General features: G+C 49.2%; 16 protein-coding genes, 7 tRNA genes, 1 riboswitch and 1 other annotated feature. All 23 genes read right to left on the reverse strand.

Annotation, left to right across the window (positions count from 1 at the left end):
• Positions 1–25: 25 nt before the first annotated feature.
• Positions 26–277: a cell division protein ZapA gene (locus ACYQ2N_RS09690; RefSeq protein ID WP_459999048.1), complete on the reverse strand. Its 252-nt coding sequence runs from the start codon at positions 275–277 to the stop codon at positions 26–28.
• 38 nt (positions 278–315) lie between these two features.
• A complete protein-coding gene (gene pheT, locus ACYQ2N_RS09695; protein ID WP_459999049.1) occupies positions 316–2,730 on the reverse strand; it encodes a phenylalanine--tRNA ligase subunit beta in 2,415 nt (804 codons plus the stop codon).
• A 12-nt stretch (positions 2,731–2,742) separates the two neighbouring features.
• Entirely contained in the window at positions 2,743–3,765 is a 1,023-nt protein-coding gene (gene pheS / locus ACYQ2N_RS09700) for a phenylalanine--tRNA ligase subunit alpha (protein WP_459999050.1), read from the reverse strand.
• Between the two features lie 295 nt (positions 3,766–4,060).
• Positions 4,061–4,186, reverse strand: coding sequence for a YqzL family protein (locus ACYQ2N_RS09705; protein ID WP_459999051.1), 126 nt, complete (start codon positions 4,184–4,186; stop codon positions 4,061–4,063).
• A gap of 72 nt (positions 4,187–4,258) precedes the next feature.
• Positions 4,259–5,053, reverse strand: a complete 795-nt coding sequence (locus tag ACYQ2N_RS09710) for a TrmH family RNA methyltransferase (protein ID WP_459999052.1) — start codon at positions 5,051–5,053, stop codon at positions 4,259–4,261.
• A gap of 61 nt (positions 5,054–5,114) precedes the next feature.
• Positions 5,115–5,474, reverse strand: a complete 360-nt coding sequence (gene rplT, locus ACYQ2N_RS09715) for a 50S ribosomal protein L20 (protein WP_459999053.1) — start codon at positions 5,472–5,474, stop codon at positions 5,115–5,117.
• A gap of 62 nt (positions 5,475–5,536) precedes the next feature.
• Positions 5,537–5,734, reverse strand: coding sequence for a 50S ribosomal protein L35 (gene rpmI / locus ACYQ2N_RS09720; protein WP_459999054.1), 198 nt, complete (start codon positions 5,732–5,734; stop codon positions 5,537–5,539).
• A gap of 21 nt (positions 5,735–5,755) precedes the next feature.
• Positions 5,756–6,271 (reverse strand): translation initiation factor IF-3, encoded by a 516-nt coding sequence (gene infC / locus ACYQ2N_RS09725; RefSeq protein ID WP_460000505.1) that lies wholly within the window; start codon positions 6,269–6,271, stop codon positions 5,756–5,758.
• A gap of 256 nt (positions 6,272–6,527) precedes the next feature.
• Positions 6,528–7,451: a homoserine O-acetyltransferase MetA gene (gene metA / locus ACYQ2N_RS09730; protein WP_459999055.1), complete on the reverse strand. Its 924-nt coding sequence runs from the start codon at positions 7,449–7,451 to the stop codon at positions 6,528–6,530.
• A gap of 108 nt (positions 7,452–7,559) precedes the next feature.
• Positions 7,560–8,849 (reverse strand): homocysteine synthase, encoded by a 1,290-nt coding sequence (locus ACYQ2N_RS09735; protein ID WP_459999056.1) that lies wholly within the window; start codon positions 8,847–8,849, stop codon positions 7,560–7,562.
• A 110-nt stretch (positions 8,850–8,959) separates the two neighbouring features.
• Positions 8,960–9,067, reverse strand: a riboswitch (SAM riboswitch).
• 139 nt (positions 9,068–9,206) lie between these two features.
• Positions 9,207–11,144, reverse strand: a complete 1,938-nt coding sequence (thrS, locus tag ACYQ2N_RS09740; protein WP_459999057.1) for a threonine--tRNA ligase — start codon at positions 11,142–11,144, stop codon at positions 9,207–9,209.
• 69 nt (positions 11,145–11,213) lie between these two features.
• Positions 11,214–11,431 (reverse strand) — a binding site (T-box leader).
• Between the two features lie 75 nt (positions 11,432–11,506).
• On the reverse strand, positions 11,507–12,373 hold the full coding sequence (gene ytxC / locus ACYQ2N_RS09745; RefSeq protein WP_459999058.1) for a sporulation protein YtxC: 867 nt from the start codon (positions 12,371–12,373) through the stop codon (positions 11,507–11,509).
• A gap of 195 nt (positions 12,374–12,568) precedes the next feature.
• Positions 12,569–12,645: transfer RNA gene (locus tag ACYQ2N_RS09750), tRNA-Val, on the reverse strand.
• A 4-nt stretch (positions 12,646–12,649) separates the two neighbouring features.
• Positions 12,650–12,738 (reverse strand) — tRNA-Leu (locus tag ACYQ2N_RS09755).
• Between the two features lie 9 nt (positions 12,739–12,747).
• Positions 12,748–12,822, reverse strand: a tRNA-Cys gene (locus tag ACYQ2N_RS09760).
• A gap of 92 nt (positions 12,823–12,914) precedes the next feature.
• Positions 12,915–12,989, reverse strand: a tRNA-Gly gene (locus ACYQ2N_RS09765).
• Position 12,990: 1 nt separating this feature from the next.
• Positions 12,991–13,066, reverse strand: a tRNA-Phe gene (locus tag ACYQ2N_RS09770).
• A 5-nt stretch (positions 13,067–13,071) separates the two neighbouring features.
• A tRNA-Asp gene (locus ACYQ2N_RS09775) sits at positions 13,072–13,147 on the reverse strand.
• A gap of 55 nt (positions 13,148–13,202) precedes the next feature.
• Positions 13,203–13,278: transfer RNA gene (locus ACYQ2N_RS09780), tRNA-Val, on the reverse strand.
• A gap of 95 nt (positions 13,279–13,373) precedes the next feature.
• Positions 13,374–14,255, reverse strand: a complete 882-nt coding sequence (gene speB, locus ACYQ2N_RS09785; RefSeq protein WP_459999059.1) for an agmatinase — start codon at positions 14,253–14,255, stop codon at positions 13,374–13,376.
• 27 nt (positions 14,256–14,282) lie between these two features.
• On the reverse strand, positions 14,283–15,113 hold the full coding sequence (gene speE, locus ACYQ2N_RS09790; RefSeq protein WP_459999060.1) for a polyamine aminopropyltransferase: 831 nt from the start codon (positions 15,111–15,113) through the stop codon (positions 14,283–14,285).
• A 17-nt stretch (positions 15,114–15,130) separates the two neighbouring features.
• Positions 15,131–15,589 carry a pyruvoyl-dependent arginine decarboxylase gene (locus tag ACYQ2N_RS09795; protein ID WP_459999061.1) on the reverse strand — a complete coding sequence of 153 codons (459 nt, stop codon included), beginning with the start codon at positions 15,587–15,589 and terminating at the stop codon, positions 15,131–15,133.
• Positions 15,590–16,066: 477 nt separating this feature from the next.
• Complete coding sequence (locus tag ACYQ2N_RS09800; RefSeq protein ID WP_459999062.1) at positions 16,067–17,341, reverse strand: glycosyltransferase family 2 protein; 1,275 nt, start codon at positions 17,339–17,341, stop codon at positions 16,067–16,069.
• Positions 17,342–17,467: the final 126 nt, after the last annotated feature.

A 17,467-nucleotide genomic window follows, 5' to 3' on the forward strand; every position in this document is an offset into this window, starting at 1 on the left:
GTCTCTTACGTGCCTCGCGTGAAGCCTACTCAGTTTTTTCTCCTAAAAGCTGCATCAAGGTCTCCTGTTCCTCACGCAGCTTGGCCAGGTCATCGGCCAAGTTCAAGGCGGTAAGGACAGCGACCTGGTGGTGGGGCAAACGGGGGAAACGCTGGGCAGTCAGGTACATTCTTTTATCCACCTCACGGGCAACTGCCTGAATTTGCTCAGAGCTTGCTTCCCCGCGCACAACATACTTTTCCCCGAAAATCTCGACCTTTTGCGTTTCGTGAGCCACGCTTTACCCCCGCTTCCTTTTCTTAACTGATTAGTCTACTATTTTCGCCATTCTGCTGCGAATTCCTGCTGAATACCCTCTAAAATACGCGAATTTAGTTCATTCACTTCCTCATCGGTGAGCGTGCGGGCGTGGGACTGATAGCGCAGGCTAAAGGCGAGACTCTTGCGGTCTTCGGGCACAGGTTTACCGGTATAAACGTCAAAAATCTCTACTTCCTGCAGGAGTTCCCCGCCTAAGCTCCGGATTTTGGCCATGACAGCGGCGGCCGGAGTCTCTTGCGAGACAATCAGGGCCAAATCCCTCTGCACTGCCGGGAAGCGCGGGATAGCCCCTACGAGCACAGTCGTGCCAGCTTGCTCGATTAAAGGCTGAACTTCCAGTTCAAACACAACCGCCCGTTCCAAATCCCACTCTTTGGCTACGAGAGGATGAAGCTCCCCTAAAAACCCTATCTTCTCATCTCCCAGATAAACTTCCGCTGAGCGTCCGGGATGAAGCAGGTCTTCCTCCGTAAGTGCTTTGTAGTTAAAAGACAAACCGAATTCTCGGCCGACTTCCTCAATCACTCCTTTAAGAAAATAAAAGTCATAGTCCACTGGAATGCTGAGCCAGTGGCGCTCACCCTTGCCCACAGCTAAACCGGCTACGCGCAGCTGTTCCTGTGGCAGTTGGGTAAGTGTCTGTTCCTCACTCAGGTAGACATTGCCGATTTCAAAAATAGCAATATTGGTATTGCGCCGACTTAGATTACGTGCTGCTACATCTAAAAGCCCGGGGGAGAGGGAGGTGCGCATCACACTTAGTTCTTCCCTAAGCGGGTTCATCAGGACAATTGCTTGTTCGGCCTTACCCCATTTGCGATCAGCCTCGGGCCGAGTGAAGGAGTAAGTTAAGACTTCGTTCATCCCTACCCTGATCAAGGCCTGGCGCAGACGCAGCCGAATCTCCTGCGAGAGAGTTCTCATTCCCTGAGTCAAGTCTCCTGCGGGCAGGGTGGTCGGTATGCGTTCATATCCGGTAAGGCGTGCTACCTCTTCAATTAAATCTTCCTCTATCTGAATGTCTGAACGGTAAGACGGGATCTTGACTGCGAAACCGTCCTGAACTTCTGTGTACAAGAAGTTTAGCCTGTCCAAGACATCCTTAACATCTGCGGCTGTCACTTCTGTCCCCAAAACATCCCCAGTCCTGCTTACAGAAACTGATACTTCCGGCAAAGGCGGAAGGTAGCCCACTTCATCCACATACCCGACCGGGCGTCCGGCTCCAGTCTCCAGCAATAATTCACTGACGCGGCCAAGCGTTGCCAGCACTCCGTAAGGGTTAATCCCTTTTTCAAACCTGTTGGAAGCTTCTGAGCGGAGTCCCAAACGGCGGCTCGTGCGCCGGATGCTCACGCCCGCGAAGTGGGCTGCTTCAACTAAAAGCCGTTTAGTCGCAGGCGTAACCTCACTATCGAGGCCTCCCATCACCCCTGCCAGCCCCAGGCCGGATTTTTCATCTGCAATAAGGAGCATGTCAGTCTCCAGTTTGCGCTCCACCTTGTCCAAAGTAGTGAGAACTTCCCCAGAATAAGCCCGGCGCACATGCACAGCCCCGTTAATCTTGTCACGGTCAAAAGCGTGCAAAGGCTGCCCCAATTCAAGCATGCAATAGTTGGTGATATCGACAATATTGTTAATTGGGCGCACCCCTGCTGCCCTCAGCCGTCTTTGCATCCACTCGGGCGCGGGCTCAATTTTTACATCCTCAACGATAAGACCGGCATAACGCCAGCACAATTCCGGCTCATCAATCACAATCTTAACATCCTGAGCCTGCGGCAGATCCAGTTCATCCCCGAGCTTTTCCGCCTGCGCCCACTTAGGCAAATTCACTTGCGCTCCGGTCAGGGAAGAAACTTCACGGGCCACATTAACCATCGCTAGACAATCCGGTCGGTTCGGGTACAGTTCCAAATCCAGGACACTGTCTTTGAGCCCTAGGAAATCAGCCAAATTTTCCCCCAGCGGGGCTTCAGGCGTCAAGATCAAAATCCCGCCTTCACTGCGTTCCAGGCCAACGCCCTGATCAAGCAAAAGTTCCTCAGCCGAGCACAGCATCCCTTGGGAAACTATTCCTCTGAATTTAGCCTCCCCAATCACAGTCCCGTTCGGAAGCTCCGCTCCGGCCAAGGCAACCGGCACTTTATCTCCGACTAACAGGTTCTGCGCCCCTGTGACCAGCGTTAAGACTGCTGCTCCCGTGTTTACCCGGCAGAGCCAGAGCTTGTCCGCGTCCGGGTGGATCTCCATCTCCTTGATTTGCCCGATCACCACGTTGTCAAAGCCTTCGCTTAAACTCTCCACACTTCCGACTTCAATCCCGCCCCGGGTCAGGGTTTCAGCCAGCTCTTCCCCGTTAAGCTTTATATCTACAAGTTCCCGCAGCCATTCCCGACTTACTTTCATCTTGCCAACCCCCTAAAACTGCCGTAAAAAGCGCAAATCATTATCAAACAGCAGGCGCATATCTTCGATCCCGTATTTGAGCATGGCAATCCGCTCCACACCCATGCCGAAAGCAAAGCCTGTCACCTCTTTAGGATCATACCCGCCCATTTCCAACACCCGTGGGTGCACCATGCCTGAGCCTAGGATTTCAATCCAGCCTGTGCCTTTGCAAGTGCGGCAGCCCGAGCCACCGCACAACATACAGGAAACATCCACTTCCGCACTCGGTTCCGTAAACGGAAAAAAGCTGGGCCTCAGCCTGATTTCCCGGGAAGGCCCGAACATCCGGCGTGAGAAATTAAGGAGAATTCCTTTCAGATCCGACATGCGAATACCCTTGTCTATAACCAAGCCCTCCACCTGATGAAACATGGGAGAGTGGGTCGCATCATCATCTTTGCGGTACACTTTACCCGGCGCAATGATCTTAATCGGCAGCTCGGGATAAAGCTTCTCCATCGCCCTAATCTGCACCGGAGAAGTCTGGGTACGCAAAAGGATCTCCTCCGTAATATAGAAAGAATCTTGCATTTCCCGGGCAGGGTGTTCTTTCGGCAAATTGAGCGCTTCAAAGTTATAATAATCCGTCTCAATCTCCGGCCCTTCCGCAATCCGGAAACCCATGCCGAGGAAAATATTTTCAATTTCCTCAATTACTTTGGTCAGAGGATGCTGGTGCCCGTGGGGAAGCATAGTTCCCGGCAGGGAAATGTCAAACCGTTCCGCCTCCAGGCGTAGGGCCAAGGCTTTCTTTTCCAGGCTTTGTGCAGCCTCAGCCCAGGCTTGTTCCAGACGATCGCGCGTTTCATTGACAACCTGTCCCCAAGCTGGGCGTTCCTCCGGGCTCAGAGTCCCCATCTGTTTGAGCATGGCCGTCAGGCTTCCCTTTTTTCCCAACACCCGCACTTTTATATCCTGTAACTCCTCAAGAGACCCTGCTTTCGCTAGTTCAGCCAGAGCTTGTCCCTCAATCCGGCTAACTTCCTCTTTCAAATCGACTCACCCTTCCCAGACATAAGCTGTTTTTCTTAAACATATTAAAAAAAATCCCATCCCCAAAGGGACGAGATCTTACCCGCGGTACCACCCTGATTCGGCACAAAGCCACGCTTTCCCTCCGTTAACGGCAGAGCATCCGGGCTTATCTACATTATCAATAAGCCACTCTCAGGCGAACTTTAACCTCGCACAGCGAGGAGGATACTTTCTGGGCTGGCTTCCAGTCTCCGGCCATTCCCTCCCTGAAAGAAAGCTCTCCTTTTAACCTGATCATCGTTTTAGCCTATTTTTACAGGGTTTTATTAATCACTTGCTCAAACCCACTTAGGTCATTCAAAAAATGCCGGTAAAGCAAATAGGCATCAGGGGAACCGGTTACCTCGAAAACTTTCCACAACCAATCAGTAGGTGACATCGGAGAACCACCTTTCTCGGCTTGGACTTTCTGAACCGTTTCATCCCGATTATAGCACACTTAATTTACTTTTTACAAGAAATCCCTCTGGCGCACGGTCTCATAGAGCAAAATCGCGGTCGCAACCGCAGCGTTCAGGGACTCCACCTGGTTGAACATAGGTATCGCCACTCTCTCCGCGGCAGCGGAGCGGAATATCTCGTGCGGGCCATTACCCTCATTTCCGATCACTAAAGCTAAAGGGGGCTTTAACAGCCCGGTGCTGTAAGGAGGAGTCCCTTCAACATCAGCCAGGACTAAACGCAGCGAGTTGGCCCGGCAGAAATTTAGAATCTCGTTCGGTTCTTGATTACAAAGAATCTTTAGGGAAAAAACCGCCCCCATCGTACTGCGCAAGACCTTGTCATTATAGAGATCGACCGTCCCTTTAGTAAGACAAACATCCTGTACTCCTGCTGCCAGGGCTGTGCGCAGAATCGTCCCCAAGTTGCCCGGGTCCTGAATTCCGTCTAGGATTAAAAGCACCGTATCCGGGCCCGGTTTGACAGCGGCCCAGCCATACTGCGGCTGTTTCACCACAGCCAACAGCCCTTGGGGCTCCACGGTCAAGCTCAGTTTGCGCACGACCCGCTCATCCACTTCCTCCACGGGAATCCGGCGGCGTGCAAGCTCAGCTAACAGAGGCTCCCACTCCCGCTGCTTCCTCTCCGGCACCAGGAACACCTGGGTGATGGCAGCCCCCCTGCGCAAGGCTTCTTCCAGGAAGCGCCGTCCCTCGATCATAAACTCCCCAGCCTGCTCCCGACCTTTGCGTCGCTGCAAAGAAACCACGTGTTTAACCAGGGTGTTGTGTAATGATGTGAGCATCTAAACTCACCCCTATACAGATATGGAAAAAGGATGCCTGAGCATCCTATTCCCTAACTATTTACTGATTAACAGCAGCCTTGGCAGTGTTCACCAATTGCGCAAAGGCAGCGGCATCATTGATGGCCAGCTCAGCTAACATCTTGCGGTTGACAACCACTCCCGCTTTCTTGAGGCCGTTGATCATGCGGCTATAGGACATCCCATTCAAGCGGGCACCGGCATTAATCCGGGCAATCCACAGCTTGCGGAAATCTCCCTTTTTATCTTTACGGTGCACATATGCATAGGCTAAAGACTTAAGAACTTGTTCATTCGCCGGGCGGAAAAGCTTGCTTTTTGCACCGCGGTAACCTTTGGCTAATTTTAATATTTTCTTATGGCGCTGATGCTTCGTAACCCCTCTTTTAACTCGGGCCATAGCGAAGACCTCCTTAATAACTGTTTCTTTTTATTTACTGATTCTAGTTCATAACTTCAATCTTAAAGATAGGCAATCAAGCGCTCAACCCGTTTGGCATCGGATTTAGCCATAACGCCGGATTTACGCAGATTACGCTTGCGTTTGGGCGACTTTTTCTCCAGAATATGACTGGTGAAGGCATGATAGCGCACAATTTTTCCTGTCCCGGTCTTCTTGAAGCGTTTGGCGGCACCGCGATGTGTTTTCATTTTAGGCATGTTGGGATATCCCCCTCTCAGTTAGTCATGTTTAACAGGAGTCAGAATCATAATCATATTGCGGCCTTCAAGCTTGGGTTCACGCTCTATATTTGCCTCTACTTTTACAAACTCAGCAAGACGCAGGCATAATTTCTTTCCTAAGTCCGGATGAGTAATCTCCCGCCCCCGGAACATAATCGTAACTTTAACTTTGTCTCCATCGTTCAAAAAGCGTTGGGCATTGCGTGCTTTCGTTTCGAAATCATGATCTTCAATATTAGGGCGCAGTTTAACCTCTTTGATCTCGGTCACTTTATGCTTTTTGCGAGCCTCTTTGTCCTTTTTAGACTGTTCATACTTGAACTTGCCATAGTCCATCAGCTTGCACACAGGAGGTTTCGCTGTCGGCGCAATTTCCACCAAGTCTAAAGATTTCTCGTGAGCAATTTGCAGAGCATCACGCCCTGACAGAATCCCGAGTTGCTCGCCTTCCTCTCCAACCAGGCGCACTTCCCGGGCCCGGATTTCTTCATTAATCCGTAAATCCTTGCTAATAATTAGCCACCTCCAAATAATTTTTTCCCTAACACCAGCACAATAAAAAGACGGGCATAAGCCACCCGTCTCCCAAATGAGCAAAAATAAACTAGCTCAGATTGCGAAGATACCTCATCGACTTCAGCCATGAGGTGAGAAGCGGATGGCTTCTACTTGACTAAAAGATATTATACCTTTGAAACTACGGTGTGTCAACATTTAAAGGAAAAACTCCATGTTTGCTTGTTTTATAGATTATAAGACCTTGAATCCCTTAAGACTCCTCCAACTCATAAGGTGTTTCCTGGTACACAAAGTAATTAAGCCAGTTGGCAAACAGCAGATTCGCATGGGAGCGCCACTTATGCACCGGGATTTGAGCGGGATCATCCTGCGGAAAATAGTTCTTAGGAATCTTGATAGAAAGCCCTTTGGCCCGATCCCGCTCGTACTCGTCTTTCAGAGTATTAAGGTCGTACTCCGAGTGCCCTGTGACAAAGATTTGGCGGCCATCAGCGGCCGCAGCCATATAGACTCCGGCCTCATCCGATTCTGCCCAGATCTCCAAATCCGGCACTTTTTCCAGATCCTCACGCCGCACCTCCGAATGACGTGAATGGGGCGCAAAAAATTCATCATCAAATCCGCGCAGCAGTTTTAAGGCACTCGGACCGGTCTTATAAATTTTATGCGGGAAAACTCCAAACATTTTCTCGGGCAGGGGATGTTTGGGCACGCCATAATGATGGTACAGACCGGCCTGCGCCCCCCAACAGATGTGGAGCGTAGAAGTCACATTGGTGCGGGTCCAGTCCATTATTTCCTTGAGTTCCGGCCAGTAAGTCACTTCTTCAAACTCCAGTTGCTCAACCGGGGCACCGGTAATAATCAAACCGTCAAATTTACGCCGCTTCACGACGCTGAACGTGGTGTAGAAAGTGTCCAGGTATTCTTGCGCCGTGTTTTTAGGAGTATGGCTCTCCAAGTGCAGAAGGGTAATCTCCACTTGCAAGGGAGAGTTGCTTAAAAGCCTGAGAATCTGAGTTTCGGTAACATCTTTGTGCGGCATAAGGTTCAGAATAGCTATTTTTAAGGGCCGGATGTCCTGGTGATAGGCTCTGGTTTCAGCCATGACGAAGACATTCTCTGAATTTAGGATCTCCATTGCCGGCAAGTGATCCGGAATCTTTATCGGCATATGCTATCACTCCTTGTTGCTTCCTGGGACGCCGACTTTAGCATACGAACAATGGCCTGCGAACGGTGCGTGACCTAGGCGACCGATATCCGTGCAGAGGCCGCGGCCCTACTTCTGGCTGGCACTAAGAGCAGTATCAAGATCTTCGAGCAGGTCGCCAATTGTCTCTAACCCGATGGAGAGGCGAATCATATCCGGGCTCACTCCGGCCTGGAGCTGGGACTCCTCATCAAGCTGCTGGTGCGTCGTGCTGGCCGGATGAATCACCAGGGATTTGGCATCCCCGACATTCGCCAGGTGGGAGAAAAGCTTCAGACTATTAATAAACTTTTTGCCTTCTTCAAGCCCACCTTTGAGGCCGAAGGTAAGAATCGCTCCCGCGCCCTTGGGCAGGTACTTTTGAGCTAAGGAATAATACGGGCTCTGCTTAAGACCAGGGAAGTTCACCCAGGTTACCAATTCGTGCTGCTCAAGAAATTCGGCCACTCTCCGGGTGTTCTCAACATGGCGCTCCATCCGGAGATTAAGGGTTTCCAATCCTTGTAATAACAAAAAAGCATTGAACGGAGAGATGGCAGCCCCCGTATCCCGCAGGAGCGTTACCCTGGCTTTCACGAGATAAGCCAAGGAGCCAACTGCCTCGGTAAACACTACCCCATGGTAGCTGGGGTCAGGCTCAGACAGCCCCGGGAACTTGCCGTTGTTCCAATCGAACGTCCCGGAATCTACGATTACCCCGCCAATGGATGTACCGTGACCCCCGATGAATTTAGTCGCGGAATGCACTACAATGTCAGCCCCGTGTTCAAATGGCCGGCAGAGGTACGGTGAGGCAAACGTGTTGTCCACGATTAAAGGAATTCCGTGTTCATGAGCAATCGCCGCAATCTTCTCCAAGTCAGCCACATTGATGCGCGGGTTGCCAATCGTCTCAACGTACAGCGCTTTGGTCTTATCATTGATGTTTGCGCGAAACTCCTGCGGGTTGTCAACATCCACAAAACGAACCGTAATTCCTAATCTGGCGAGAGTATTGGCCAGGAGCGTGTACGTGCCCCCGTACAAGGAACTGGAAGCCACAATTTCGTCCCCGGCCCCGGCAATATTAAGGATAGCGTACGTAATTGCCGCCTGACCGGAAGCTGTAGCCAAGGCCCCTGCTCCCCCTTCCAGGAGGGCCACTCTTTGTTCAAACACATCCTGCGTGGGGTTCATAATCCTGGTATAGATGTTGCCCGGTTCTTTCAGCGCAAACAGGTTGGCCGCATGGTCTGTGTCATTAAAGACATAGGATGAAGTCTGATAGATAGGCACCGCCCGGGAATTTGTAGCCGGGTCGGGTTTTTGCCCTCCATGCAGGGCCAGGGTCTCAAAACCAAGTTTTCTTTCTGCTGTCATCTCATTTTCCTCCTTAAATTTGTTTGATAGCTAAGTGCCACTAAGACTTTTACAAAACAAAAGCCTCTTCTGAGAGAAGAGGCAGATCTGCAAACTAAACGCAAATACCGCTCTCATCTCTCAGAACCTTTAGGTTCTGCAGGAATTAGCACCTTGCAGCATGCGCTGCCGGTTGCCGGGCATCATCGGGCCAGTCCCTCCGCCACTCTTGATAAGAGAGAACTATTAAATTTTTCCACTAAACTTTGGATAGACTTAAAACTCCACCTGCAGTAAGTTTCCTTTATACTATGAATAAATTATAATCATTAAATCCCGACTTTGTCAATAGGTTTAATTAATTGAGCTTAGAAAATTTCACTGCTTATTCTCTGCCCTGGCAAGCGCAGCGCTCTTGCTCCTGATTTCCTCCTGAACCAGGGCAATGAAGTCTGCAAGAGGCATCTTCTCTCCCGCATTTCCTTGTCCGTAGCGGCGGACAGCCACGCTCTTTTGTTCTTCTTCCTGATCCCCAACCACCAAAGCAAAGGGGATCTTCTCTGTCTGAGCTTCGCGGACTTTGTAATTGATTTTCTCCCGGCGCTCGTCCACTTCCGCTCGGATATCAAGTTCAAGCAACCTGTCCACAACTGCTTTGGCGTACTCATGGTGCCTTTCACTGATCGGCAGGATGCGTACCTGCACCGGGGCCAGCCATACCGGGAACGCTCCGGCGTACTGCTCAGTAAGCAAAGCGATGAAGCGCTCGATGCTGCCGTAGACGACACGGTGAACCATGACGGGACGATGTTTCTGCCCATCTTCCCCAATATAGGTTAAATCAAATTTCTCCGGCATCTGGAAGTCAAGCTGGATTGTCCCGCATTGCCAGGTGCGGTCTAAGCAGTCCTTAAGGTGAAAATCGATTTTCGGCCCGTAAAAAGCTCCGTCTCCGGGATTAATCTTGTAGTTCATGCCCTTAGCTTCGAGCGCTTCTTTGAGGCCGTTGGTTGCCAGCTCCCATGCTTCATCCGAACCCATAGAATCCTCCGGCCGGGTGGAAAGCTCGACATGATACTCAAAGCCAAATACTTTATAGAAGTAATCTACCAGTTCAATCACCCCGATAACTTCGTCCTTGATCTGCGACGGGAGCATAAAGATGTGGGCATCATCCTGGGTAAAGTTTCGCACCCGTAATAACCCGTGCAAAGCGCCGGAGAGTTCGTGGCGATGCACTAGCCCCAGCTCACCCACGCGCAGGGGCAGATCCCGGTAACTGCGCAACTTCGTCTTGTACATGATCATGCCGCCAGGACAGTTCATAGGCTTAACCGCATAATCCTGGTCATCTATTTGCGTAAAATACATATTCTCCTTATAGTGATCCCAGTGGCCGGACTGTTCCCACAAATTCCGGTTTAAAATAATCGGGGTCTTAATCTCGTGATAACCCCGTTTTTGATGTTCCTTACGCCAGAAATCTTCCAGGGTATTGCGGAGGATCATCCCTTTGGGATGGAAAAAGGGAAAACCCGGCCCCTCGTCATGCAGGCTGAACAAGTCCAACTCCAGCCCCAGCTTGCGGTGGTCGCGCCGTTTAGCCTCTTCCAGCTTAAACAGGTAGTCCTCAAGATCTGAAGCTTTAGCAAAGGTCGTCCCGTAAATCCGCTGGAGCATCTTGTTTTTCTCACTGCCGCGCCAATAGGCACCGGCCAGATTTTGCAGCTTAAAAGCTTTAATCAGGCCGGTAGCTGGGATATGCGGCCCGGCGCAGAGATCGGTAAAATTCCCTTGCGTGTACATGGAAATTGTGACCCCTTCGGGCAGGTCTTCGATCAACTCAACCTTGTACTTTTCCCCGCGCTCCCCAAAAAAGGCCAAAGCTTCCGGGCGGGAAACTTCTTGGCGGGCATACGGATAGTTTTCCTTGGCCAGGCGGCGCATTTCAGCTTCGATCTTCTCTAAGTCTTCCGGGGTAAACACATGCTCAGAATCAAAGTCATAGTAAAAACCGTTGGCAATGGCAGGGCCGATACCCAGCTTCGTCCCCGGAAACAAATTCTGCACGGCTTGGGCCAACAAGTGGGAACTGGAGTGGCGCAGGACTTCCAATCCATCTTCACTCTCAAGCGTAACAAGTTCTACTGCAGCATCATCGTTCAGGGGGTAAGAAAGGTCATGCACTTCCCCATCGACTTTCCCGACCACACTCGCCTTAGCCAAGCCGCGCCCAATCCCTTCCGCGAGTTCTTTGAGGGATGTCCCCCGCTTAACCTCACGTACTGATCCGTCTTTCAGACTAACTTTAACCATTAAACTCAACTCCTTAGCTCTTAAATCCTTAATTAATAAACGGCCCCTAAACCAAAAAACCCTCATCCCAAAAGGGACGAGAGTTACTCCCGTGGTTCCACCCAACTTTTCCAGACATGCTGTCCTTCCTCAGACCCTTAACGCGGGTACACGGCTGAACCTACTATTACTTCAGTTCAACACTCCAGGGCGGTTTTCGCTTACAATCCGCGAGCGATGCTTACAGCCTCAGGCATCCCCTCTCTGACACGAACTTAGCAAGCTACTCTTCCTGTCATCGCTTTATTCGGTATAGTCAGGACATCAGGTTTAGCCGCAGCCGCATGCCCTTAACTAGTATTCTACTATACCTGTGCGAGTTTTTAAAGTTCTTCGCAAAATGAACAGCCCGTACAATAACTAACCCTGTCCTCAAAAACCTGATTAATGGTCTGCAAAGTGTCCGTATAACCCTCATAGCAGATGTGGAGAACTACTTGTCTGGGCGCTGCCGCTATTAGCGAACTTATGAGCAAGTCCTCATAGGAAAAATCACTGTTTTGACCATCAAGAGGAGCGTCATCCAAAAATTCTTGAGTTACCTTAACCCCTTGTTCATTATAAAGGTCGAAATTCCCGAACGAATTGATCACAACGTGTAAAGTTTCCAGGCGCGGGATTTGCGTGTCCAGAAAATACTTTAAGAGGCGGATAAATTCCAGGTACTCTTTCTGTAAGACATAATCATCCACTGCATATGAGACAGCCTTGTCCAGCTCCTCCTTATACTGGTTCGCCCGGAAGCGCAAAAAACCCTCAACATCAAAAAACTGGGCACTATTCAAGCTCGAGAGAATTTGCTCGACCAAATGCGTTTTGCGGTGAACCCGATAGCCTTGGCCGTGAACTGTGTTTAATCTCTCCATGGCCTTGGTTACAACATCTTCGCTTTCCCCGTCCTTTAAACTGTACTTATGTCTGATCATTCTTTTCACATAATCGGGCTCCCAGTTATTTAGGATTATCTCAGCCAAGGCATTTGCCAAATAATATTGATGTATTTTAGTCAACGCTCCTGACTCTTCTGACCCGCCGCCTTCCAGGTGAAAATGACAGTCAAAAAAAGAATGTTTGCCTTGGCGTGATTCAATAAATTGAAACGGGAGATTCTCTTCATCACGCAATTTCAGGAGACGGTCACATATGCTCTCCCGGTAGTTCTGTGTTCCTAGCTGTACTAAATGTTCCACCGATATCCCTCCGTAGTAGAGTATATGACCTGGTTTAAGTCATATTTCGTTTTTGCCCCCTATGCGGAAAATTTCTTAAAGTTTTTTACAAAGGGGACACCACGGCACATACTACCTACTATTGCCGGATCGGTGAGCTCTTATTCTTGACGAAAAATAAAAGCCCCCCTAAAAGGGAGGCTAAATTGCTCAATATGGTGGGTTTGAGAGGACTCGAACCTCCGACCCCCGCGATGTCAACGCGGTACTCTAACCAGCTGAGCTACAAACCCATATTGGTGCCGAAGACCGGAATCGAACCGGTACGGGCTTTTGGGCCCGCGGGATTTTAAGTCCCGTGCGTCTGCCAGTTCCGCCACTTCGGCATGTTGATTTGGAGGCGGCACCCAGATTTGAACTGGGGGATAAAGGTTTTGCAGACCTCTGCCTTACCACTTGGCTATGCCGCCAGGAATACTGATACCATACTTTTACTTGCTTCCAAGGCTAGCAGAAGTCACTTTCCACTTACACGCCTAGAATACTGGGAAAATAAGGAAACTGGAGCGGGTGACGAGATTCGAACTCGCGACTTTCACCTTGGCAAGGTGACACTCTACCACTGAGTTACACCCGCATGGTGCCTCAGGACGGAATCGAACCGCCGACACGAGGATTTTCAGTCCTCTGCTCTACCGACTGAGCTACCGAGGCAGGTATGGCGACCCCGATCGGATTTGAACCGACGATCTCCTGCGTGACAGGCAGGCATGTTAACCACTACACCACGGGGCCATTATCGATGTCCGAGGTACGATGCCCGAAGTCCGCCGGCCTCTGACCTCTGTTTTGGTGGGCGATGACAGGATCGAACTGCCGACATCCTGCTTGTAAGGCAGGCGCTCTCCCAGCTGAGCTAATCGCCCGCTGTGACGAATTTTAGTATACACAAAAATACTTTTCCTGTCAAAGGCTTTTTAAGCGGTAATTTATCCAAATTATAGTGATTCTTAAGCTCTTATCATTTTTTGGCAACAAAGCCTAAAATAGCTTCACGCACCAGTTTTGCAGCTAAAAGCGCAGTTCTTTCACTTGTGTCGAGTACAGGCGAAACCTCAACCAGGTCGAACCCAACTACATTAAGTTCAGCCAAGGAGTGAATAGCTTTTAATATCTCCCTTGAACTTGCTCCTCCCGCTTCCTGGGTTCCTGTTCCGGGAGCGAAAGCAGGATCTACCACATCAATGTCAAGGCTTACATAAACCGGTTTGTTTTTTAATTCCGGAAGAATCCGCTGTAGCGGTTCCAGAACATCCTCAACTACCAGATTAGTGTGTTCTTTAGCATAGAGAAACTCTTCTCTGGTGCCTGAACGGATCCCAAATTGATATACATGCTTCGGCTTTAACATCTCCGCGACTTTGCGCATCACCGTCGCATGAGAATTGACTTCCCCGAGATAATCTAAACGCAAATCAGCATGGGCATCAAAGTGCACAACAAACAAATCCGGATATTTCTCGGTCAAAGGCTTAATTAGCGGAAAACTCACAAGGTGTTCCCCGCCTAAGAATATAGGGAACTTTCCATCATTAATGATCTGCCGCGATGCTACCTCGATTATCTCCAACGACTTAGCGACATTACCAAAAGGGAGAGCCAAATCGCCCAGATCACAATACAAGTAGTCAGCCAAGTCTTTGTCCTGATAAACACTGTATTCCTCTATTCCAATGGACACATTGCGGATACTTAAAGGACCCAACCTCGTCCCGGGGCGAAAACTGACGGTAAAATCCATAGGGATTCCTAAAATGACCGCGTCTGCCTCCGCGTAGGAGGCGGTTGCTCCCATGAATACCCCCGGTTTGTCTACAAGTTCCAACAGATCTTTTTCAGGCATCAGTTTTCTCCTAATTTAATAAAGTTCCTATTTGATAAGTTCCTTGACAAAGTTCGGAAGCTTAAAACAAGCGTGGTGGACACCCGCATTATAGTACTTTGTTCCCAGCTCAGGAATTTGGGCTTCCTCAACTTTTTCGGGGTCCCAGCGCTTGGAGCCCAGCGTAAAACTCCATAGCCCGCTTGGATAGGTTGGAATCGAAGCAAGGTACAATTTTGTTACCTGAAATACACTTGAAATATCTTTAACTACCCTTGAAATAAGCTCAGCGTTAAAGAACGGAGATTCTGTCTGAGCGACCATGAGCCCATCTTCTTTAAGAGCTGCATGGATCTCCCTGTAAAAATCCAGCGCGAACAATCCTTCCGCCGGCCCAATCGGCTCAGTCGAGTCAACCAAGATCACATCATAGAAAGCTTTCTTCTTTTTCACATGGGCAATTCCGTCATCCACAATGACCTCAACCTTAGGATTGCCTGAAAGAGCTGCGGAAATCTGTGGCAAGTACTGTTTGGACACTTCGATGACCCGTCCATCAATTTCAACCAAGGTCGCATGTTTAACCTTGGGATTTTTTACAACTTCCCGGATCGCTCCCCCGTCCCCGCCACCGATCACGAGCACGTTTTCCGGGTTCGGATGCGTATTAAGCCCCACATGCGCAATCATTTCATGATAAACAAACTCGTCTTTGTCCGTGGTCATAACCATACCATCAAGCACAAGCATGCGCCCGAACTGTTCAGTATCAATTAGGGCAATATCTTGAAACTGGCTCTGTTCCGTATATAAAGTCGAGCGAATTTTGCAGGTTATGCCCACGCTTGGAGTTTGCTTTTCCGTATACCATAATTCCATTTTACCAACGTCTCCTTTTAATACCACAATGGCACAGCCGCAAACGCACACCCAATTTTCTCAACCCTGTGTTCAGTTGCCGCTACTTTGATGTCAACGAGCTTCATTTTCCGGGTTTCAAAAGCCTCTTGCACCATCTTTTTAATAACAGCCCGGGCTTCTTCAGCACTGCACTTGCCGGAATACTCCATGATTACCCCGAAGGTACTTTCAGAGAAACCCACCGCGACCGCAGCCGCAATCAGTTCTCCCGCAACATCGCTCACGATCGAGCCGTAAGCCGTAGGTACCAGGGAACCCTCTGGAATTTGTAGAGCCGGGTCATACTCGCATCCTGGTGGTAAGATTGAACTCACCCGCAATAAATTCACATTCCCGATCCGCGCTCTTAATAAAGCATTGTCAAACGCGGTCAATTTACTGTGTCCTTCAGCACTGGCTGCAGTTATAAAGAATTTTTTCGGCGTCGGTAACAATCTCTTCATCTCCTTCACTATATCCATACCCAAAAATACAACAAATATTATAGCAGAAAGCCCGCAAAAATAAACACAAAAAACAAGCTTATGCCAAAATACAGGAGTTTTGTCGCGACTATGCTTTCATACCATTCTATTCGTAATATAGCACGATGCTATACGTACCATAGCGATGTCAGTAAACACCTAATCATTAATCACGCTTCACAGAATCAGAAAGAGGAAGGTGCCAAGGCCTTCCTCACTCCTAACACTATCCCTTTTATCCGATGGCTAAGTGCCACTAAGACTTCCACTTCTTAAGTGGTCGCTTTTCGCCATTCATGGCTTCAGCGACACTAGGTCCTCCATGACCGTCGGGAGATAAGTGGCACTAAGCCCCTGGATAAGTTCAACTAAACTTCTGATGGAGTTAAAACTCCACCGGAAGTAAGTTTCCTTTATCTTGCTTAGCGTCCCTTAATCCATGCTCAGCTAATTCGTGGATACCTTTTTCTCGCGGATAACGTCTTCGTAGCTGATAGAACGGGTATGTTTCGTATGGGACCATTCCTTGTCTTTGCGGTTGATGAAGCCCAAGAATACAATCGGAATCCAGCTATAGATAAACACCGGGTAAAGGATTAAACCGACATAGGCTCGCCAGGGCAAGCTGTCTAAGGCCAAAGCGGCAATGGGGTACACATATTGAATAGCAGAGAGAATCTGCCAGCCGGTCCAAGGCATCACCATCGAGAAGATCCTGGCATATTGTGGCAGAAAAGCGGAAACAACATTCGTGAGCATAAAGAACGTTGCAATCATGACTAAAGCCGGCTGGAAGAGATGGACAGCTGCATCAATATACATTATTTTCCGTTCGCGTATTCCTTTTGTCAGCAGCGGAATGAGATAACGCCCTGCCACATCTACCTGTCCCTGGGCCCACCGTTTGCGCTGCCGCCACGACTGAGCAAAAGTCAGGGGCTTTTCATCATAGACCACTGCATCATGGGCCCATGTTGTTTTAATTCCGTGTGAGAGGGCTTTCATGCTGAATTCCAAGTCTTCCGTAAGGGAAGTAGCCCCCCAGCCCATTTGTTTTAAGACATCGATCGAAATGCACATCCCGGTGCCGCCTAAGACATTAGACAGCCCTAGGTTATAACGGGAAAGCTGCAACAAGCGGTTGGTCAGCCAGAAAGCTATCGAAAAGGTGTTAGTAACCCAAGTGTCGAACGGATTCTTGGAATCAAGGTAGCACTGAACAATCTTATCCCCGTGACAAAGTTTAGAGTTCATTTCGATTAAGAAGTTTTCTTTAACCAGGTTGTCCGCATCAAAGATAATAACCGCATCATATTGCCTTTCCATCCGGAAAAGCCGGTTAAACATCCACTCGAGGGCATATCCTTTACCCTTTTTGACATTGTTAAAACGTTGATGCACATTAGCCCCGGCATCGCGGGCAATGAGCGCCGTCTTATCTGAACAATTGTCCGCCACCACAAAAACGTCAAACAGTTCCCTGGGATAATCCATCTGAAATAAGTTTTCAACTAAAGGGCCTATGACAGCTTCTTCATTATGAGCTGCAACCACTACCGCAAATGATTTTTCAGGAATAAGTATTTTATTTTCCCGTTTGCGATAGAGGCCAAACATAGATAACACAAAATAGTAAAAAGTAAAAAAGATTATCACGACTTGAATGGGAACCATAATAACATTAAAAAGCTCGGTGCCGGTTATTCCCGAAAACGAATCCACGTTCTCAAACCTCCCCTTTAACCGATAAAATTTTATCATAGCAATTTCCTCTATGCAAGAAACAATTCCAAAATTAGGTACGAGTTGGCAGGCACCCCGGGTGTCTGCCTCTTAATACAGGGTTGT

Source organism: Paradesulfitobacterium aromaticivorans (assembly GCF_054657415.1).